18 protein-coding genes are annotated in these 19,290 nt (G+C 50.0%); 5 read left to right on the top strand and 13 right to left on the bottom strand.

Features of this window, described 5'->3' with window-relative positions; translation table 11 throughout:
• Positions 1-40: 40 nt before the first annotated feature.
• The 8 genes from FQ015_RS20605 to FQ015_RS20570 are packed head-to-tail and all read right to left on the bottom strand — an operon-like array spanning position 41 to position 8,944.
• Positions 41-1,012 carry a TRAP transporter substrate-binding protein gene (locus tag FQ015_RS20605; RefSeq protein WP_160524437.1) on the bottom strand — a complete coding sequence of 324 codons (972 nt, stop codon included), beginning with the start codon at positions 1,010-1,012 and terminating at the stop codon, positions 41-43.
• Between the two features lie 52 nt (positions 1,013-1,064).
• Positions 1,065-2,366 carry a TRAP transporter large permease gene (locus FQ015_RS20600; protein WP_115738421.1) on the bottom strand — a complete coding sequence of 434 codons (1,302 nt, stop codon included), beginning with the start codon at positions 2,364-2,366 and terminating at the stop codon, positions 1,065-1,067.
• Between the two features lie 22 nt (positions 2,367-2,388).
• Positions 2,389-2,865, bottom strand: coding sequence for a TRAP transporter small permease (locus FQ015_RS20595; RefSeq protein ID WP_001244360.1), 477 nt, complete (start codon positions 2,863-2,865; stop codon positions 2,389-2,391).
• A gap of 20 nt (positions 2,866-2,885) precedes the next feature.
• Positions 2,886-4,967, bottom strand: a complete 2,082-nt coding sequence (locus tag FQ015_RS20590; RefSeq protein WP_160524436.1) for an FAD-dependent oxidoreductase — start codon at positions 4,965-4,967, stop codon at positions 2,886-2,888.
• On the bottom strand, positions 4,964-6,505 hold the full coding sequence (locus FQ015_RS20585; RefSeq protein WP_160524435.1) for an acyl CoA:acetate/3-ketoacid CoA transferase: 1,542 nt from the start codon (positions 6,503-6,505) through the stop codon (positions 4,964-4,966). Before FQ015_RS20585 ends, FQ015_RS20590 begins: the two co-directional genes overlap by 4 nt.
• A gap of 9 nt (positions 6,506-6,514) precedes the next feature.
• Positions 6,515-7,291 (bottom strand): enoyl-CoA hydratase/isomerase family protein, encoded by a 777-nt coding sequence (locus FQ015_RS20580; protein ID WP_160524434.1) that lies wholly within the window; start codon positions 7,289-7,291, stop codon positions 6,515-6,517.
• A gap of 9 nt (positions 7,292-7,300) precedes the next feature.
• Complete coding sequence (locus FQ015_RS20575) at positions 7,301-8,143, bottom strand: sugar phosphate isomerase/epimerase family protein (protein ID WP_097439486.1); 843 nt, start codon at positions 8,141-8,143, stop codon at positions 7,301-7,303.
• Between the two features lie 9 nt (positions 8,144-8,152).
• Complete coding sequence (locus FQ015_RS20570; RefSeq protein WP_160524433.1) at positions 8,153-8,944, bottom strand: 3-ketoacyl-ACP reductase; 792 nt, start codon at positions 8,942-8,944, stop codon at positions 8,153-8,155.
• Between the two features lie 211 nt (positions 8,945-9,155).
• Here FQ015_RS20570 and FQ015_RS20565 point away from each other — a divergent pair, with 211 nt between their 5' ends.
• The gene (locus tag FQ015_RS20565) at positions 9,156-9,803 is read left to right on the top strand and encodes a TetR/AcrR family transcriptional regulator (protein WP_001355101.1); all 648 of its coding nucleotides are present in this window, start codon (positions 9,156-9,158) and stop codon (positions 9,801-9,803) included.
• Here the strand turns inward: FQ015_RS20565 and ytfB are convergent.
• On the bottom strand, positions 9,787-10,425 hold the full coding sequence (gene ytfB, locus FQ015_RS20560; protein WP_001119472.1) for a cell division protein YtfB: 639 nt from the start codon (positions 10,423-10,425) through the stop codon (positions 9,787-9,789). The two genes, FQ015_RS20565 and ytfB, sit on opposite strands and share 17 nt — an antisense overlap.
• Positions 10,426-10,642: 217 nt before the next feature.
• On the opposite strand from ytfB, the gene fklB reads away from it, so the two are divergent.
• Both fklB and cycA read left to right on the top strand, forming a co-directional pair.
• Positions 10,643-11,263, top strand: a complete 621-nt coding sequence (gene fklB / locus FQ015_RS20555) for an FKBP-type peptidyl-prolyl cis-trans isomerase (RefSeq protein WP_000211225.1) — start codon at positions 10,643-10,645, stop codon at positions 11,261-11,263.
• Positions 11,264-11,571: 308 nt separating this feature from the next.
• Positions 11,572-12,984: a D-serine/D-alanine/glycine transporter gene (gene cycA, locus FQ015_RS20550; protein ID WP_000228335.1), complete on the top strand. Its 1,413-nt coding sequence runs from the start codon at positions 11,572-11,574 to the stop codon at positions 12,982-12,984.
• Between the two features lie 44 nt (positions 12,985-13,028).
• On the opposite strand, the gene ytfE is transcribed toward cycA, so the two are convergent.
• The 3 genes from ytfE to qorB form a co-directional block, all read right to left on the bottom strand.
• Entirely contained in the window at positions 13,029-13,691 is a 663-nt protein-coding gene (gene ytfE, locus FQ015_RS20545; protein WP_000331457.1) for an iron-sulfur cluster repair protein YtfE, read from the bottom strand.
• Between the two features lie 107 nt (positions 13,692-13,798).
• On the bottom strand, positions 13,799-14,764 hold the full coding sequence (locus FQ015_RS20540) for a DMT family transporter (RefSeq protein WP_088541515.1): 966 nt from the start codon (positions 14,762-14,764) through the stop codon (positions 13,799-13,801).
• 107 nt (positions 14,765-14,871) lie between these two features.
• Positions 14,872-15,732 carry an NAD(P)H:quinone oxidoreductase gene (qorB, locus tag FQ015_RS20535; protein WP_032304381.1) on the bottom strand — a complete coding sequence of 287 codons (861 nt, stop codon included), beginning with the start codon at positions 15,730-15,732 and terminating at the stop codon, positions 14,872-14,874.
• 87 nt (positions 15,733-15,819) lie between these two features.
• On the opposite strand from qorB, the gene FQ015_RS20530 reads away from it, so the two are divergent.
• Positions 15,820-16,200 carry a winged helix-turn-helix transcriptional regulator gene (locus FQ015_RS20530; RefSeq protein ID WP_000075980.1) on the top strand — a complete coding sequence of 127 codons (381 nt, stop codon included), beginning with the start codon at positions 15,820-15,822 and terminating at the stop codon, positions 16,198-16,200.
• Between the two features lie 124 nt (positions 16,201-16,324).
• Here FQ015_RS20530 and cpdB read toward each other — a convergent pair whose 3' ends face one another.
• Positions 16,325-18,268: a 2',3'-cyclic-nucleotide 2'-phosphodiesterase gene (gene cpdB / locus FQ015_RS20525; protein ID WP_032304382.1), complete on the bottom strand. Its 1,944-nt coding sequence runs from the start codon at positions 18,266-18,268 to the stop codon at positions 16,325-16,327.
• A 189-nt stretch (positions 18,269-18,457) separates the two neighbouring features.
• Here cpdB and cysQ point away from each other — a divergent pair, with 189 nt between their 5' ends.
• Positions 18,458-19,198, top strand: coding sequence for a 3'(2'),5'-bisphosphate nucleotidase CysQ (cysQ, locus tag FQ015_RS20520; protein WP_000886904.1), 741 nt, complete (start codon positions 18,458-18,460; stop codon positions 19,196-19,198).
• Positions 19,199-19,290 lie beyond the last annotated feature (92 nt).

Here is a 19,290-nt window from a genome sequence, read left to right as displayed (position 1 = left end):
ATATTGCTAAGGGCCACAATAAGCAGCCCTATTAAGATAATTACTTAGTCGCCTGAATATCAGTTAGCATTGGGGCGAGAGCAGGGTTTTCCTTAGCAAAGGCTGCGTACATCGGCTGCACTTTCTCGATAAACGGTGCTTTATCAACCTTGTAGACTTTCACGCCCATTTGATCCAGTTTAGCGAATTCTTTTTTCTCTTCCTCGCTCCACAAGTCTTTCATGTAGCTCATTGATTCTTTAGCTGCTTTTAATATAGCTGCCTGATTTTCCGGGCTAAGCTTATCAAACGAAGCATTGCTCATTAGAACCACATCAGGAACCATAGTGTGTTCGTCAAGGCTGAAGGATTTTGCTACTTCACCGTGGCGCATGGTGGTCAGCGCCATCACACTGTTTTCCGCCATATCAACCACACCTTGCTGCAATGCTGTGTACAACTCTCCATAATCCAGCGGTGTTGGGTTACCTCCCATGACTTTGATCATCTCAACTGCCCCTGGGCTTGGCTGGACACGAACTTTCATTCCTTTGAGATCGTCTGGTTTCAGCACCGGTTTATTGCCGTAGAAGCTGCGGGCGCCTCCATCATAGAAAGTCAGACCGAAATAACCTTTGTTTTTCGTTGAGTCGAGGATTTTCCTTCCGATATCGCCTTGCATGACCTGATAATAATGATCACGATCGCGGAACAAATAAGGCAGGCTAAATATTTTATACGAACTCTCGAAGGCTTCCATCTCCGCCGCATTGGTTTTTACCAGCGGAATAGCACCAGAACGAATCAGCTCCATTGTTTCTCGTTGAGTACCCAATGTTCCATTTGGATAAATACGAATAGTAATATCACCGTTAGAGTACTCTTTACTTTTTTTTGCAAAGAACTCCATCGCTTTATGAACAGGATGAGATTTATCCTGATTATGGCTAAGTTTTAATGTTACTGCCCAGGACTGGCTTGCGGATAGCATAAGCACAGGACCGATAATGCCAGCGGATACTTTTATTTTCATAGATGTTCCTTTTCTAATAAATATGGCGGCAGGAGCCGCCAGTGAATGCTCATCAGTAGCCCAGTGCTCTTGGCAATGCCATACTGATTTGCGGAATATAGGTCACCATAGCCAGCACCAATACCATCACGGCATAGAAGGGCAGCATAGGTTTGATAATTTTATTAATCGGTAATTTAGATACACTACAACCGACAAATAACACACTGCCTACAGGCGGAGTACAAATACCGATACACATGTTCAGTACCATGACAATACCAAAGTGAATCGGGTCCATGCCCAGTTCGGTGACAACGGGTAAAAATATCGGCGTAAAAATCAGTACTGCCGGTGTCATATCCATAAATGTGCCGATAATCAACAGAATAATATTGATAATAAGCAGGATTATTATTGGATTATCAGAAATAGTGTTAAGCAAATCGAGAATCAGGAAGGGAACGTCAGCGTTTGACATTGCCCATGACATTCCCATTGAAGAACCAATTAACAACAAGACAATTGCAGTGGTAATGACGGACTCAAGAAATATCTTAGGTAAATCTTTAACTGATATTTCACGATAAAGAACCAGTGCAAGGAAAAGGGTATAAATTACCGCAATTGCAGATGCTTCTGTCGGGGTAAAAATACCGCTTAGTACACCACCCATAATTAATACAATCAGGAAAATACTGGGGATCGCCATCCATATTGCCACTCCAGCCTGGCGCAAAGTCGGACGTTCTGGTTTTGGATAACCCCGGCGTACCGCGATAATACCAGCCACAGTCATCAGCGCCAGGCCCAATAAAATTCCCGGGACATATCCTGCCAGGAACAGTGCGGCAATAGAAGTACCACCACTGACCAGTGAAAAGACAATTAACGTATTACTGGGTGGAATAAGTAAACCTGTCGGTGCAGAGGCAACGTTAACAGCGGTACTGAATGCCGGGTCGTAACCCTCTTTAACCTGCTGTGGATGCATGACGCCGCCCATCGCAGCCGCCGAAGCAACAGCTGAACCAGAAATTGCCCCGAACAGCATATTGGCAAGAATATTACAGTGAGCAAGTGAGCCTGGCAGACGACCGCCGAGAATACGGGCAAAGTTGATTAATCGTCGCGCTATTCCTCCATGATTCATAATGTTGCCAGACAAAATAAAAAATGGGATTGCCAACAACGTAAAACTATCTAACCCGGAGGCTAACTTTTGTGAAACCACACTCAATGCTGAGTTGAAATCGAGTTGTGTAGTAATTGATGCCAGTGTTGATAAACCAATAGCATAGACAATAGGAACACCTAATGCCAACATAAAAAAGAAAGCACCAAATAACACAATGATCGGTAACCAGTAATCCATGTTTTCTCCATCCCTACTTATTTTAGAGTGGTTGTTTAAGTTCGGTTAAAACTGTATCTATGGTGTATATAATAATAAGGATGCCACTTATTGGAATGCTCATGTAAATATATCCCATCTGCCAGCCTAAAGCCGGAGAAGTTTGCCCTGAATCAAATGTGTCCAGTGTTAATAACCCGCCACCATAAACCATAATGATAGAGGCAAAAAGAATAACAATGGCCTGAATACATAAGAATAAATAACGTCGGGATTTTCCTTTTAGCATCATTGGCAGAAGATCAATGGCCAGATGTCGGTTTTGTCCGGCAGTATAAGCACCACCAAAAAGTCCAAGACAAATAAATAGTAAACGACTAAGTTCATCTGTAAAAATGCTGGGGCTTTTAAAGATAAATCGTGCTACTACTTGCCATGTAACGCACATCACAATAATTGCCAAAATGGTAATGTTCAATGTGGAAAGCAATGAATTAATAGATCTGATTATATTTCGCATAGTGATTAACCTTTGCAATATTATTCATGCCGTGTCTGATAAATTGTTCCGTTAAGAAAATCAGGCCAATTCTTCTCAAAGTAAATACCTTTAATATGCGGTAAGTTTCTCAAGAACTTAATTTCATTAATAAATAAACCTTGTGAAAAGGAGAGAGTTAGTCTGTGATTTTTATCTTCAGCTTGTTCAGAGCGAAAACGCCAATCTTCGATTGCGCCGCGACGAGTTTGTGGAAGATATTCTCCTTGTGGATCAATAATCATCCGCGCTCCACGACTACCACCGCCAGCATCAATATAATGTGATAGCTGGCTTAACACCGCAGCGGATGTTAATGCCATATGCCGCCACATAAATAGCTCGGCAACTTCGCCCACATGTTTGATTGCCAATCCATGCTGTTGGACAAATTCACTCAATAGCAGGGCATCACGAGTGGCACGTCGAACTTTATCGGCATGGCAAATAAATCCCGCATAGTCAGACATTCGTGCCTGAATTTTTTCTCTCACAATCGACAACGGCATCCCGGTCCCGTTATCGTGCGCCTGAGTAATGATCTCTCTTATAGAAGCCAGTGCCGGAGCTACCAGCTGTGCTATATCTCCATCAATATTACGTTTTTGCGTGCAACCAATAAAACGTGCCAGACGAACAGCAAAAACCTGCCCGGCATTCAATGCCGCACCACCAGGGCGAGTGACGCCGTGTGTGCCAGCAACTTCCCCCACGGCGAAACAGCCGGGCAGGGAGGTTTGCCCCCAGATATCCACTTCAATGCCGCCATTCATATGTTGATTATTCATGGCAAACTGCAATGGCTGCGTGGTGAGATCGTAACCGTGCATCTTATACAGCGAGATAGACAGCGGATTCATTCGTTGCAGTCGTTCGATGGGCGATGGTGCCAGAGCGTCGTTATTTTCCAGATACGCGCGAACGTCGTCGTCCAGTCGATCTAATGAGAACGGCATGTCACCCGGCACAGGTTCAGGATTGCGATTGAAATCCATAAATACCTGACGCCCTGATTGCTGCTCTTGCGCTACTGCCATATCTAACAAGCTGGAGCCAAAATCCATCACTCGTGTGGCGTGAAACGGCCACTGATAGCCTTTACGGAAGATGTTTGAAGCCAGTTCCTGGGTAGTTCGATAGTAATCCGTGAGGAAGTTATACTCGTTGCCCTCAGCATCTACGGAATAGATATATGGGATCACCTGTACATAGGTGCCGGACAAATTCCACGGAAAGGTGTTGCGTGGCGTGCCAATACCAAACTGGCTTTCTGTCAGATTGGTTAGCGTCAAACCTTCTTCCAGTGCCAGTCCCAGCGAGCCGAAGCATTTATGTGGATAAACACTGTCGCGATAAAGCTCGCCCGGTCCGCCCGTTGCCAGTACCACATTGGGCGCCGTCACAATAGCCAGCCCCCAAGGGTTATAGGCGCGGGAACCGGTTGCGAGAATAGCCCCCGCAACGCGATCTTCGCCATTCTCTCCATGCTGATGCAGGAGCTTAATCACCGTTGCACTGGTCAGTAGTGGTATGGCAAGACGCTGCACTTCCTCCAGCAATACTTTCACCATTAGGCGAGAAGTACGCGGCCCACACGAGGTTGCTCGCCCGGCTTCGTCATGGTCGGTTTGATAACGAAGAATTGCGCCATAGCGATCTTCCGGTAATTCCAGACCAAGATATTGCAACCCGCCAAGAATGTGCAGAGAACCTACCGCTTCGACATAAGCGGTGTCGTGATCCATCGCTCCACCGCTCGCCAGTGCTTCCGCCAGTTTGGCGAAGTTGTCGCCGTTGCCCGCGGTAGCGGCGGTAAACAGCGTCTGTTTATCGGAACCAGAACATGCCGATGTCCCCATATATAACCCGGCGGTGGCGATCAGCACATTTTGCTGGCGGCGCTTAAGTTCCACAGCTGCACGCAGCCCGGCTGCACCACTGCCGACTACCAGGGCATCTGTTTGCCAGAGTGGGTAATCAACACCGTCTACCGTGACAACCCATGCGGGTTCTGCCTGTGCAAAACCCTTCGGGAAAGTGACATGCGTCAGCGCATCAAGGAGGGTGTCATCAAGCTGGCTCATGCATCCTCCATCGGCGTAAACAGGCTACTTTCCATCAGGCGTGGCTGATTGATAATTGGACGGAAGGCCATATGCGGCAGAATGTCGCGCTCAATCTCCACACCCGGCGCGATTTCAATTAATTCAACGCCTTCTGCCGTTAACTGGAATACTGCACGTTCAGTGATATACAACACTTCCTGACCGCTTTGCTGTGCGTAGGCGGCGCTAAAAGTGATTTTTTCCACCTGGGTAACCAGTTTAGGGATTTGACCTGACTGGGCAATATGCAAGCCATCTGGCGTTACATCAATCTTGCTACCTTTGGCGTCGAACGTGCCGCAGAACACCACTTTACGGGCGTTTTGCGCAATTTCGAGAAATCCGCCGGGGCCAATGAGATTGCCATTGAGATGGGAGACGTTGACGTTACCGTACTGATCCATCTCTCCCATGCCGAGGAAGGTGATATCGATCCCTCCGCCACTGTAGAATTCGAATTGATCGAGTGATGGAATAATGGCATCGGCGTTACGGGCGCAGCCGAACAGAGCATCATCCAGCATCATACCGTTATGCACGCCTTGCTCGACGCTCAGCCATAAACTTTGATAAGGCACGCCTTCGCGCAGTGCAACCCCAGGAATGCCGCCGGGAATGCCAAAGCCAAAGTTGGTTGAAGCGCCAGCCACCAGTTCGCGTGCTGCCCGACGGGCAATCAGGCGGCGCACCGGATGACTAACCAGTTCAATAGCGTCGTTAGAACTCAAACGGCGATGCTGACCGCTGATGGTCAGGTCGTAACCGCCAAGATAGGTTTGCGGTTGTTCGCGGTGTTCAACGATGCCATCAACCAGAATGCCCGGTAATTTGACCCGGCGTGGTTCAATGGCACCAGCTTCCAGCACATCGCGCACCTGTACGAACACTTTACCGCCGCTGTTGTGTGCTGCCAGCGCCATGGAATAGCTATCCATATCAATCGCCTCTTCTTCGAGGCTGACGTTGCCACGCGGATCGGCATAAGTGCCACGCAAAATCGCGTAATCCACTTTGAAAGGGCGATAACGAAGTTTGGTTTCACCGTCGATTTCAATCAGTTCTACCAGATCCTCAGTGGTGCTGGCGTTCGACTTACCGCCGCCGTTGCGCGGATCAACAAACGATCCCAGCCCAACGTGGGTAAAAAGCCCTGGACGTCCGGCACCGCTCTCCCGCAGCAGTGCCTGAATTACGCCACCAGGGAAGCAGTAGGCTTCAATAGCATTGTTTTTCACCAGATCCTGCATCTTGGGCGACCAGGTAAAATGTCCGGCAATGATGCGTTTGAGCATATCTGCATGAGCGAAGCGGTTAGTGCCTTTGCAGTCGCGATCGCCAATGCCCAGTGAGTGGATTAATGTCAGATCGCGCGGGTGTCCGGTTTGCAGGAAACGCGCTTCAATAGCAGCCAGAATATGGTCCGCTTCCACCATGCCGCCGCCATTACCGCTAATGGCAATGGTTGCGCCGTCCTGAATTTGCGCCGCCAGTGTCTCGGCGGTTGTTATCTTACGCATACAATTTCCTTATTGATTTTGGAAGCTCACGCTACTTTTTTCGGCAAATGCGCGCGTCGCCTGCTGGCAATCCTGAGTGGCGGACATTAATCCAGCCAGTAACTGGTGCGGGTAATCGGCGTGTTTATTTTCCAGCGCCAGAATCAGTTGCTTAATATGTGCGAGCGCCACCGGACCGCATTTTTCCAGCTGCGCTAACTGATTCGCCATCCAGCTTTCCACCTGTTCTTTTTCTACCACTTCATCAATTAAATTCGCCGCCTGAGCTTCCTGCGCCGTCAGGCGTTTACCCAGCATCAGCATCTGGCGACCGACCACCGGACCGACCTGATTAAGCACGCGTTCAATGCCCATCCAGCCAGGCACCATGCCGAGCATTACTTCCGGATTAGAGAATTTCGCGCCGGGGCGAGCAATACGAATATCGCAGCACAAGGCAAGTTCAATACCACCGCCGATGGTATGACCGTTGAGATTCGCAACCGTTAATTGAGGTAAATTGCGCAGGCGATTAAAAACGTCATTGCCGCGTTTAATCCATTTTCTGCCCATATCTAATGGCGAATAGGCTGACCACGATTTAATATCGCCGCCTGCACAAAAGAATTTATCGCCGGTTGCCGTTAATTCGACTAATCGTAATGTGGTGTCGTTTTCAATTTCATTTAAATAATGGTCGAGAGATTCGATCATTTCTTCATTAATAGCATGACATTTATCTTCACGGTTCAATGTCAGACGGCAGGAAGCCGCCGCTCTGCTGAACAGAACGGGTTGGTCATTCATGATCATTCCTTAACAATAATGTGCGATGCGATCGACGCTAATATCCAGCGTGCTGTTAATATCTTTCTGCCACCAGTACGGTGAGAATATTTCCAGTTCAATAGCGCCATTAAATCCGGCGTTTTCAACCAGCCGACGAATTGACGGAATATTGATGACACCATCTCCCGGCATTCCACGGTCATTGACCAGATCGGTGGTCGGCACTAACCAGTCGGAAACATGAAACGCGAGGATGCGTTTTCCGGCACGCAGGATCTGACTGGCGAGATCCGGGTCCCACCAGACATGGTAGACATCTACCGCCACGCCGAGGCCAAATTCGCCATCGGGATCGAGTTCATCACACCAGTCCAGCGCCTGACGTAATGTGCACAGACAAGAACGATCGGCAGCAGTCATCGGGTGCAGTGGCTCCAGTGCAATTGGCACGCCGACCTCTTTCGAATGTGGCAGCAACTGGCGAATCCCTTGTTTCACCTGTTCCCGTGCTTCGTACAGATCTTTTGTTCCCATTGGCAGACCGCCAACCACCTGCATATAACAGGCGGCGTTCAGTACAGCGGCGTCGTCCAGCGCCCGGCGGTTATCGTCAATCGCCAGTTTGCGCTCCGCCAGCGTCGGTGCGGTGTAGTAGGTGCTACGGCACAAACCGGAAACGTTCATGTTACTGGCAGCAAGCTGGCGGGCGATTTGCTGGAGATCTTCACCCTGTAACTCCCTGCGCCAGGGGGCAATGGCGCCAATACCGCGTGCGGCGCAGGCATCAATAATGGCGGGTAGCGGCGTTTTATAGCCCAGTGTCGCGGTATTGATACTGAATAAATCCGGGCGTTGTAACAGATCTCTCATGATTCAGCCTCAGAAGCGCGGCATACTTAAGCCGCCGTCGATGGCGACCGCCTGACCACAGGTGTAAATCAGTTTACCTTCCGCCATCGCGCGGACAGTGGAAGCAATATCAGCCGGATAACCCCAACGTCCCCACGGCACTAACCCCTTAGCAATCAGTTCGTCGTAATAAGCCGTTGCCGGAATGGTCATATCGGTTTTGATTAGGCCAGGGCGCACTTCATAAACGCCAATTTGTTCATTGCAAAGGCGAGCGGCAAACAGGCGAGCTGCGGCGGAGACGGCAGTTTTGGCATTGGTATATTCGCCGCGATTCATCGCCAGCATGATGGCGTTTATGGAACTGACAAAAATAATCGAGCGGTGCGGCAGTTCTGCTTCCGGTTTCGGCTGTGCCAGTAATCGCTTACTGAATGCCTGAGCAAGGAAGAACGGCGCACGGGTGTTAATGGCAATGTTTTGGTCGAAGCTGTCTGGTTCGAGGTCGAGGAGGTCACCGCGTTTTTTCACTGAAATGCCTGCGTTGTTGAGTAGACAGTCCAGACGTCCCCACTGGTTTTGCGCCGCGTCGAGCATCTCTTCATGAAGGGAGAGATCGCCAACATCAGCAGGGAAGCAAATCACTTCCACGCCTTCCGCCAGACATTCTTGTTGTGTGGCATGTAATTTTTCTACGCTGTCGGCATCCGGACGATCATTAATCAGCAGATTAAATCCGCCACGCGCAAGTTCCAGTGCACAGCCCTTTCCAATACCACGTGCGGCTCCAGTGATGACAGCAACAGGACGTGTTGACTTCATACGATAACCCTCTTTTTGAATATTATTTCCTTAAGTGACGATTAGCTTGCAATGTGTGGCAAGAAAGATCAACCATCTAGTTGGTTGATATGCGATAATGATCACAGAGCATTTGATAACCCGATGAAATTGCGAGTTTTTAGCCATTTTAGTGGAGCTTCTAACAAATCGGGTTAAGATAGTCATCACGAAGAAGACGTGGGGAAGCGGAATGTATCTTGATACCAGCAACGTACAAAGCCTGAAGGAAAAGCTGTTGTTATGTGCGGTTAATGAATTTGCCGAATATGGTTACGAAGGGGCCAGAGTCGATAATATCGTCAAGGCCGCGGAGTGCAGTAAACAGACGGTTTATCATCACTTTGGTAATAAAGAAAATTTATTTATCGAAGTGCTGGAATATACCTGGAATGATATTCGGCAAAAAGAAAAATCCCTTGATTTCTCAGGTCTTCCGCCACAAAAAGCCATTGAGAAAATTATCGATTTCACCTGGGATTATTACATTGCTAACCCCTGGTTTTTAAAAATTGTGCATAGTGAAAACCAGAGTAAAGGGGTGCATTATGCAAAATCACAGCGCCTTTTAGAAATTAACCACGCACACTTACAGTTAATGGAGTCATTATTAGCTGAAGGCAAACGGCGCAATATTTTTAAGCCAGATATCGACCCGTTGCAGGTGAATATTAATATTGCTGCTCTTGGAGGATATTATTTGATCAACCAGCATACGCTTGGCCTGGTTTATCACATCAGTATGGTTTCACCGCAGGCACTGGAAGCCAGGCGTAAGGTCATCAAAGAGACGATCCTTAGCTGGCTTCTGGTTGACCCTTCATCTACCGCGCGCGAATAAAACTGCCATCCGGCTGGCGGGTAAACAGGACCTGTTGATTATTTCCCGTATCAATGGTTAAGCCCGTCACCACGCCGCTGGCGTTCTGGCGGATTTTCACCATCTGCCCATTTTGCAAATTACTCAGTGGCTTATCCGCGCCTTCTACCTGCGCCATTGCATAGACATCGGTAGCGGGCAGTCCGTGGTCGCGGAACAGCTGCGCCATTGTTTTACCGGGTTCGACACGATAAGAGCGCCATTGATTGTCAATTCCGCTATCTGGCTGGAAAGGTTGCACTTGCGAGGTTTGCGGCTGCTCTTCCGGTTGGCCTTCCTGTATCGGTTCTGGAGCGACCGGAGCCACCTGATCAGGATCATTTTGTGGTGTGACTAATTGCGCCCGCAGCTGTTCTTCTGTCGGCGGTTGTGATTGCGACTGAATATCTAACTGTGCTTCACGCGTCACCACCGGCGCGTTTGGCGTATCATCCGACGGGAGTAGAAATCCGACCACCAATACAATAGCGGCAATAATGATCCCCCGACGATGCATCGGCGGTAGCGGGTCCATGAAGCGAAAATTGTCCGGCGCGTGCCAGACTTTCTCCAGGGTTGGTTTTAGTTCAAAGCGCCCGGGCATGGTTTCCTCCTGCTCCGCGTCTTGTTCCTCAATCATAGCCTATGAATAAGCTAACGCTATGATGTCCGTGGTAAACCCGCCTTTATTATATTCATACGGGATATTGCTATTGTTTCTTTTTCCCCGGGATTTGTCATCATTCCCGCGACAAAGTTTTACCCAAAGAAGTGTGGCTGATATGCTGCCCGCTACTTTATACCCTAAGAAAGGAAATACGATGACCACCCCAACTTTTGACACCATCGAAGCGCAAGCAAGCTACGGCATTGGTTTGCAGGTAGGGCAACAACTGAGTGAATCAGGCCTGGAAGGGCTGCTGCCAGAAGCCCTGGTTGCAGGCATTGCCGATGCGCTGGAAGGCAAACATCCGGCTGTTCCGGTTGATGTGGTGCACCGCGCGCTGCGTGAAATCCACGAACGCGCCGATGCCGTTCGTCGTCAGCGTTTCCAGGCGATGGCTGCTGAAGGTGTGAAATACCTGGAAGAAAACGCCAAAAAAGAGGGTGTGAATAGCACCGAATCTGGCCTGCAATTCCGCGTGATCAATCAGGGGGAAGGCGCAATTCCGGCACGCACTGACCGCGTTCGTGTTCATTACACCGGTAAACTGATCGACGGCACTGTGTTTGACAGCTCTGTTGCCCGTGGCGAGCCAGCTGAATTCCCGGTTAACGGCGTGATCCCTGGCTGGATTGAAGCACTGACTCTGATGCCGGTAGGTTCTAAATGGGAACTGACTATCCCGCAGGAACTGGCCTATGGCGAGCGTGGCGCAGGCGCGTCCATCCCTCCGTTCAGCACCCTGGTGTTTGAAGTCGAACTGCTGGAAATCCTCTAAGCAGCGCATTCTGTTCCCCTCGAGCCAGAGGGGAGCAGGCATTCAGCAATAAACCCTTCAGTTTGCCAAATGGCGCTATTTTGTGTTGCAAAGACCCCGTAAGCGTGTATTTTTGTGAGCTGTTTCGCGTTATCACCGTGATATGACACTCACTTTAAACATAAAATTAACATTAGATCTAAATCTTAGTATTCATCCCGCGTATTGTTACCTAATATCGATGAGTCCCGATACAGATTCGTCGTATCATAGACTGACTAAAGGCCGCAGAGCCTGAACAACACAGACAGGTACAGGAAGAAAAAAACATGGTAGATCAGGTAAAAGTCGTTGCCGATGATCAGGCTCCGGCTGAACAGTCGCTACGGCGCAATCTCACAAACCGACATATTCAGCTTATTGCCATTGGTGGGGCCATTGGTACGGGGTTGTTTATGGGGTCCGGTAAAACAATCAGCCTTGCCGGACCGTCGATCATCTTCGTTTATATGATCATCGGTTTTATGCTCTTTTTTGTGATGCGGGCAATGGGGGAATTGCTGCTTTCGAATCTGGAATACAAATCTTTTAGTGACTTCGCTTCCGATTTACTGGGGCCATGGGCGGGATATTTCACTGGCTGGACCTACTGGTTCTGCTGGGTGGTTACCGGTATGGCGGACGTGGTGGCCATCACTGCCTATGCTCAGTTCTGGTTCCCCGATCTCTCCGACTGGGTTGCCTCGCTGGCGGTGATAGTGCTGCTGCTGACGCTCAACCTCGCTACCGTGAAAATGTTCGGTGAGATGGAGTTCTGGTTTGCGATGATCAAAATTGTCGCCATCGTGTCGCTGATTGTCGTTGGTCTGATCATGGTCATGATGCACTTCCAGTCACCGACCGGTGTGGAAGCGTCGTTTGCGCATTTGTGGAATGACGGCGGCTGGTTCCCGAAAGGTTTAAGTGGCTTCTTTGCCGGATTCCAGATAGCGGTTTTCGCTTTCGTGGGGATTGAGCTGGTCGGTACAACCGCTGCGGAAACGAAAGATCCGGAGAAATCACTGCCACGTGCGATTAACTCCATTCCGATCCGTATCATTATGTTCTACGTCTTCGCGCTGATTGTGATTATGTCCGTGACGCCGTGGAGTTCGGTAGTCCCGGAGAAAAGCCCGTTCGTTGAACTTTTTGTATTGGTGGGTTTGCCTGCGGCTGCCAGCGTAATCAACTTTGTGGTGCTGACCTCTGCGGCGTCTTCCGCTAACAGCGGCGTCTTCTCTACCAGCCGTATGCTGTTTGGTCTGGCCCAGGAAGGTGTTGCGCCGAAAGCGTTCGCTAAACTTTCTAAGCGCGCCGTACCAGCGAAAGGGCTGACCTTCTCTTGTATCTGTCTGCTCGGCGGTGTGGTGATGTTGTATGTGAATCCCAGCGTGATTGGCGCGTTCACGATGATCACGACTGTTTCCGCGATTCTGTTTATGTTCGTCTGGACGATTATCCTTTGCTCATACCTGGTGTATCGCAAACAGCGTCCGCACCTGCATGAGAAGTCTATCTACAAGATGCCGCTCGGCAAGCTGATGTGCTGGGTATGTATGGCGTTCTTTGTGTTCGTGGTCGTGCTGCTGACACTGGAAGATGACACTCGCCAGGCGCTGCTGGTTACCCCGCTGTGGTTTATCGCGCTGGGGTTGGGCTGGTTGTTTATTGGTAAGAAGCGGACTGCTGAACTGCGGAAGTAACGGCTTTATCATGCTGGATGGCGCAATGCCATCCAGCTTTTAGATCACTCACCCGCCAGCGCGCGCGGGAACAGCACATTATTTTCCAGACTGATGTGCTCCATCAGGTCATCAATCAGTTCATTAATACCGTTATACATCGCTTTCCAGGTGGTGCAGGCTTCCGGCGGCGGTGTGACGTTATTGGTAGTGTGTTTGATTACTTCCAGCAGTTCACCCGCTTCATCGTGCTCGCTTTCCATCACGCTAATAGGCCCCATCGCCTGGCTACCCATGCCTTGTTTAATCATCGGGAAGAGGATCTGCTCTTCTTTCATCATGTGGCTGGAAAGCTCTTCATGCAGCATGGTCAGGTATTTTGTCAGCCCTTTTGGCACGCTCGGTTTGTCGGCGTGAACGCGTTCGACTTTAGTCGCTTGCAGAATCAGTTCCGGCAGTTGTTCACGGTGACGATCGTGGTAGCGCACGATGATATGGTCGATGATTTCTGCCAGTGGGGCGCTACGCCAGTCTTTCTCAATCGGTTGTTCAGCAAGCTTTGCCAGTTCGGCTTCAATGACCTCAACATCCAGTTCTTTACGTGCCGCCGCGCGCGCCAGCGTTTGCTTACCGCCACAGCAGTAATCCATATCATATTTACGAAACAGAGCCGAAGCGCGAGGAATAGAGAGCGCCAGTTCACCTAAAGGTTGGTCGCGATAAGCCATAGCTGATACCTCATTCTTAATAATATAAGATGTATTTTAAATGCATCTTTAAGGTGAATGCTATAACCCTTACGTAGCAGAGGCTTATTTAACTCACTGCCAGCGTGTCAACTTTCAGAGACAGGTTCAATTAAGGGTTTTTCCGGTTTTGCTCTGACCGCAATGACCACGCCAACCACTAACAGCGCGATACCGCTCAGCGTCATTAGCGGCGGCATTTGCTGGCGAAGTAAAAAGGTGTACAGCAAACCTGCCAGCGTTTCGAAAACAATCAACGGTCCGAGGATAACCGTCGGTAATCGCTGGCTGGCGACGTTCCAGCAGAGTGCGCCAACCCATGAGCAAAGCACGGCTATCGCAATCATCAGACTAATAAACACCAGCGGACGGGGGCCAAAAGGTAGGGAGAAGCCCGGCGTTTGCGTATTCAGCCAGTAACAGGCGACAAGATAACCGATGAGAGAAACCGGCAGCGTGACCAGCGCCTGCGCCGTCGCCCACATCATCGGATGTTTGTCGGGATTCTCCCGCAGCCAGCGGGCGTTGCGCAGGGCATACCATGCCCAGCAGACCACGGAAACTAACGCCAGCACGATGCCAGAGGTATAACGTGCCCAGTCAAAATCGGGGAGTCCGTGGTTTAACTCAGCAATATTCACACACGCTAGGCCGATGCCAATACAAACCAGTGCCGGGGCGAGTTTTCCCCACGCGAGTTTGCCGTCGCGCTGGCTATAAAGCAGATTGGCGAAGACAGGAATAACCACCGGCAGGGTGCCAATAATCATCGTGGAAACAGGCGCGCCAGTACGTTGAATGGCACTGGCAAGGCAGAAGTAATAGATGAGGTTGCCCATCATGGTGAGCATCAAGGCGGTAAGCCAGTCGCGACGCGCCAACTGACGCAGACGCACGCGCCCCAGCCAGGCAATGGGGAGCGCAATTAACCCTAACGCCAGATAACGCCCCATAGACTGCAACATCGCCGGGTATTCCGGCACGATCAACGGCCCGACAAATATAAGCCCCCACATCAACCCTGCTAACAGGGCGTACAGCACGCCGCTAATCATTACTGGCATCCATTGGTCTGTCAGAAGAAAGTTCAGGAAGCAGACATGATTGCTCCCCGCATCCCGTCATTATCAGAGAGGATACGGGAGGATGCCACTTTAATTAACTAGTTATTAACATTAAAAAGATGGCTTACGCTCTCGGCTAATGTTGTCGTTGGGCGGCCAATCAATTTGCTAAGCGTTTTGCTGTCATCAAACAGGCCGCCTTTCGATGCGCCAACGTCAGAATCTGCCAGCATATCCGCCAGCCCGTCAGGCAGACCGACGCTTTTCAGCGCCGCGGCGAAATCAGCTTCGCTTAGGTTTTGATAGGTAACCTGTTTGCCGCTCTGTTTGGTGAGTTCCGCCGCTAATTGTGTCAGTGTCCAGGCGCTATCACCTGCCAGTTCATAAACCTTGCCTTCGTGACCTGCTTCGCTAATTACGCGCGCCGCAGCTACCGCATAATCAGCTCGCGTAGCTGAGGCAATTTTGCCATCGCCCGCGGCACCGATAAATACGCCGTGCTCCAGTGCTGCCGGGGCGCTGGCGAGATAGTTTTCGGTGTACCAGCCGTTGCGCAGCAAGGTGTAAGCGATGCCAGAAACAGCCAGCATTTTCTCCGTCTCGATGTGCTCATCGGCGAGGCCGAGCGGGGAGGTATCAGCATGTAGCAGGCTGGTATAAGCGATAAATTTCACGCCCGCCGCCTTAGCGGCATTAATAACATTTCGATGCTGCGGGGCACGTTGCCCCACTTCGCTGGAAGAGATCAGCAGCAGTTTTTCCACTCCCTGAAGCGCAGATGTCAGTGCGGCCTCATCGCCGTATTCAGCCTGACGTACAGTAATGCCTTGTGCTGTCAGTGCGTGTGCTTTTGCCGGGTTACGCGCGATAGCCACTATTTGGCTGGCAGGAACGGTTTTCAGTAAGGAGTTAATAACATGGTGACCAAGTTGGCCGGTTGCGCCGGTAATTGCGATCATGGGAAGCCTCCATCGGTTTGTCTTGTGTTTAAATACGCTACCACCTAAACTTACTTTTAGTAAGTACGTACAAAAAGGTAAGTATGAATGAGCCAGGCTAGCCTGTCGCAACAACTGAAAGAGGGTAACCTCTTCGCCGAACAGTGCCCGTCGCGCGAGGTGTTGAAACACGTCACCAGTCGTTGGGGGGTATTGATTCTGGTCGCGCTTCGCGAAGGTACGCACCGTTTTAGCGACCTGCGCCGCAAGATGGGTGGGGTGAGTGAAAAGATGCTTGCGCAGTCGTTACAGGCGTTAGAGCAGGATGGGTTTCTTAACCGTATCTCTTATCCGGTAGTGCCGCCGCATGTGGAATACAGCCTCACGCCGCTGGGCGAGCAGGTGAGCGAAAAGGTTGCTGCACTGGCGGACTGGATTGAGTTGAATTTGCCTGAGGTGTTGGCAGTGCGGGATGAACGTGCAGCATAACAGCCGGATGCGCTGCGCTTATTCGGCCTACGGTTCATGACCTGTAGGGCGGATAAGATGCAGCAGCACCGCATCCGCCAATAAATGCCGGATGCGGTTCATATTTATAGACGGGAAAAGTGTTTTACTTACTCAAATCCACCTGATAAATCGCAAAGCCGATATCATCGGTCGCGACTTTATTCATCGGATACTGCCCTTTCTCTTTAATAAACTCTGCGGCTTTGTCTGACGGAGAGGTTTCGAAACGGATATCCAGTTTCTTATCGCCGGGAATCGGTGCTAAACGCCAGTTGTTATCTGCCGCCGGGTGAATTTCCCCCGCACGCTTCGACTCATCTGCAATCCACGCTGCCAGCACCGAGCGGTTCTCATCCGGTGAAGCAAAAGCGATATGGCTATCGCCCGTACCTGCAAATTTGCCGCCGTAAGCGCGATAGTTATTGGTGGCAACGAGGAACATCGCGTTCGGATCAATCGGCTTGCCGTTAAAGGTCAGGTTCTTAATCCTTTCCGCATTGGCATTAACCACCTGGCACTCGCCGTCATAGCGGGCGGGCTGAGTAACATCAATCTGATAATTGACACCATCAATGACGTCAAAGTTATAGGTGCGAAAACCATCCCAGTTAATGAGTGACTGCGGTTTCGTGCTGTTAGGATCAATCTGCTTAAACTGTCCGGCGGAGCACTCCAGCCACTCTTTCACTTCTTTACCGCTGGCTTTCACCACAATCAGCGTATTGGGATAGAGATAAAGATCGGCAGCATTACGGAAAGTCAGCTGACCTTTTTCCACCTCCACATAGCTTGCCGGATCATTTTTGCGACCACCGACTTTAAACGGTGCGGCAGCTGAAAGCACCGGCAGTTTTGCCAGATCCGGATCGCCCTGAATGTAATGTTCGACATACGCTTTTTGTGCATTATTCACCACCTGCACGGTCGGATCGTCCTGCACCAGCGCCAAATAGCTATACATATTGTCGGCAGATTTACCGATTGGTTTGCTGACAAACTGGCGTGTGGCCTCGTGATCGGCCTTAAGTGTTTCTACCAGCTTGCTGTCTTCCGCCGCGAGGGATTTTTTATTGGCGATATCGTAAATCGGCCGTGCTTCCGCTTTCGCCTGCGTCACCTGCCATTTTCCGCTGTCATTATTGAGTTGCAGATCGACCACGCCGAGATGATCGCCCCACATGCCCGGCATTACCGCCGGAACGCCGTTCAGCGTGCCTTTGGCGATATCAGCCCCTTTGATATTCGCAAAATCTTTACTCGGGAAAACAGCGTGAGCATGACCAAACATAATGGCATCAACGCCCGGAATTTCACTGAGGTAATAAACTGAGTTTTCTGCCATCACTTTATACGGATCGGCAGAGAGACCAGAATGCGCCAAAACGACAACGAGATCGGCACCTTTCTCGCGCATTTCAGGCACGTACTTGCGCACAGTTTCCGTTATATCGTTAACGGTGACTTTGCCGGACAAATTGGCTTTATCCCACCCCATAATCTGCGGCGGCACGACGCCAATATAGCCAATCTTTAACGTCTGTTTTTTTCCGTCTTTATCGACCACTTCGGTGTCTTTAATCAAATACGGTGTAAACATGGGCTGTTTGGTTTTAGCGTCAATGACGTTGGCATTTACATAAGGGAATTTCGCTCCTGCCAGTGCATTTTTCAGGTAATCCAGACCGTAGTTAAACTCGTGGTTGCCAAGCGTGCCGACGGTATAGTCCAGCGTATTTAATGCTTTATAGACAGGGTGAATATCACCTGCTTTTAAGCCTTTCGCCGACATGTAATCGGCCAGCGGACTCCCCTGAATCAAATCGCCATTATCGACCAGTACGCTGTTTTTCACTTCATTGCGGGCATCGTTAATCAGGCTTGCCGTACGTACCAGTCCGAATTTTTCCGTGGCGGTGTCTTTGTAATAATCGAAATCCATCATGTTGCTATGCAAATCAGTGGTTTCCATGATACGCAGATCGACCGTCGCTGCATTCACACTCGCGGCAATCAGCGTGGCCAGGAGCGTTGCGCTAAACTTAATCATCAGGGACATCCTTTTTTCATCGGGAATTCGAAAGAAAAGGGAGAATAAACCTCTTACTTTTAGAACAGTGAAGAATGCCACAATTTAACGCTTTGAAAATGATGACACTATCACAGTTGGCGCATTCTTTAACGATAGGGTATAAGTAAAACAATAAGTTAACACCGCTCACAGAGACGAGGTGGAGAAATGTTAGATCAAGTATGCCAGCTTGCACGGAATGCAGGCGATGCCATTATGCAGGTCTACGACGGGACGAAACCGATGGACGTCGTCAGCAAAGCGGACAATTCTCCGGTAACGGCAGCGGATATTGCCGCACACACCGTTATCATGGACGGTTTACGTACGCTGACACCGGATATTCCGGTCCTTTCTGAAGAAGATCCTCCCGGTTGGGAAGTCCGTCAACACTGGCAGCGTTACTGGCTGGTAGACCCGCTGGATGGTACTAAAGAGTTTATTAAACGTAATGGTGAATTCACCGTTAATATTGCGCTCATCGACCACGGCAAACCGATTTTAGGTGTGGTGTATGCGCCGGTAATGAACGTAATGTACAGCGCGGCAGACGGCAAAGCCTGGAAAGAAGAGTGCGGTGTACGCAAGCAGATTCAGGTCCGCGATGCGCGCCCGCCGCTGGTGGTGATCAGCCGTTCCCATGCGGATGCGGAGCTGAAAGAGTATCTGCAACAGCTTGGCGAACATCAAACCACGTCTATCGGCTCTTCGCTGAAATTCTGCCTGGTGGCGGAAGGGCAGGCTCAACTCTATCCGCGTTTCGGGCCAACTAATATTTGGGATACCGCTGCCGGTCACGCAGTTGCGGCAGCGGCCGGAGCACACGTTCACGACTGGCAGGGTAAACCGCTGGATTATACCCCGCGCGAGTCGTTCCTGAATCCTGGGTTCAGAGTCTCTATTTATTAAATATATATGGCAGAAACAGTGTATTTCCTGATTCTGCCATCCTGATTTGTTTCCAACCTAAAAAGTTATAGATATAAAGGGATTGTATTTAA

Source organism: Escherichia sp. HH26CH (assembly GCF_009820205.1).
Taxonomy (GTDB): domain Bacteria; phylum Pseudomonadota; class Gammaproteobacteria; order Enterobacterales; family Enterobacteriaceae; genus Escherichia; species Escherichia coli_F.
This window is presented reverse-complemented; position numbering and strand designations above follow the sequence as displayed.

What these genes read in the sequence shown, in the direction of transcription:
- cpdB (WP_032304382.1), bottom strand. Translation starts at nt 18,268, where the DNA reads ATGATTAAGTTTAGCGCAACGCTCCTGGCCACGCTGATTGCCGCGAGT.
- FQ015_RS20590 (WP_160524436.1), bottom strand. Translation starts at nt 4,967, where the DNA reads ATGAGCCAGCTTGATGACACCCTCCTTGATGCGCTGACGCATGTCACT.
- FQ015_RS20585 (WP_160524435.1), bottom strand. Translation starts at nt 6,505, where the DNA reads ATGCGTAAGATAACAACCGCCGAGACACTGGCGGCGCAAATTCAGGAC.
- qorB (WP_032304381.1), bottom strand. Translation starts at nt 15,732, where the DNA reads ATGATCGCAATTACCGGCGCAACCGGCCAACTTGGTCACCATGTTATT.
- fklB (WP_000211225.1), top strand. Translation starts at nt 10,643, where the DNA reads ATGACCACCCCAACTTTTGACACCATCGAAGCGCAAGCAAGCTACGGC.
- FQ015_RS20605 (WP_160524437.1), bottom strand. Translation starts at nt 1,012, where the DNA reads ATGAAAATAAAAGTATCCGCTGGCATTATCGGTCCTGTGCTTATGCTA.
- ytfB (WP_001119472.1), bottom strand. Translation starts at nt 10,425, where the DNA reads ATGCCCGGGCGCTTTGAACTAAAACCAACCCTGGAGAAAGTCTGGCAC.
- FQ015_RS20530 (WP_000075980.1), top strand. Translation starts at nt 15,820, where the DNA reads ATGAGCCAGGCTAGCCTGTCGCAACAACTGAAAGAGGGTAACCTCTTC.
- FQ015_RS20540 (WP_088541515.1), bottom strand. Translation starts at nt 14,764, where the DNA reads ATGATTAGCGGCGTGCTGTACGCCCTGTTAGCAGGGTTGATGTGGGGG.
- cycA (WP_000228335.1), top strand. Translation starts at nt 11,572, where the DNA reads ATGGTAGATCAGGTAAAAGTCGTTGCCGATGATCAGGCTCCGGCTGAA.
- FQ015_RS20600 (WP_115738421.1), bottom strand. Translation starts at nt 2,366, where the DNA reads ATGGATTACTGGTTACCGATCATTGTGTTATTTGGTGCTTTCTTTTTT.
- ytfE (WP_000331457.1), bottom strand. Translation starts at nt 13,691, where the DNA reads ATGGCTTATCGCGACCAACCTTTAGGTGAACTGGCGCTCTCTATTCCT.
- cysQ (WP_000886904.1), top strand. Translation starts at nt 18,458, where the DNA reads ATGTTAGATCAAGTATGCCAGCTTGCACGGAATGCAGGCGATGCCATT.
- FQ015_RS20575 (WP_097439486.1), bottom strand. Translation starts at nt 8,143, where the DNA reads ATGAGAGATCTGTTACAACGCCCGGATTTATTCAGTATCAATACCGCG.
- FQ015_RS20565 (WP_001355101.1), top strand. Translation starts at nt 9,156, where the DNA reads ATGTATCTTGATACCAGCAACGTACAAAGCCTGAAGGAAAAGCTGTTG.
- FQ015_RS20570 (WP_160524433.1), bottom strand. Translation starts at nt 8,944, where the DNA reads ATGAAGTCAACACGTCCTGTTGCTGTCATCACTGGAGCCGCACGTGGT.
- FQ015_RS20580 (WP_160524434.1), bottom strand. Translation starts at nt 7,291, where the DNA reads ATGAATGACCAACCCGTTCTGTTCAGCAGAGCGGCGGCTTCCTGCCGT.
- FQ015_RS20595 (WP_001244360.1), bottom strand. Translation starts at nt 2,865, where the DNA reads ATGCGAAATATAATCAGATCTATTAATTCATTGCTTTCCACATTGAAC.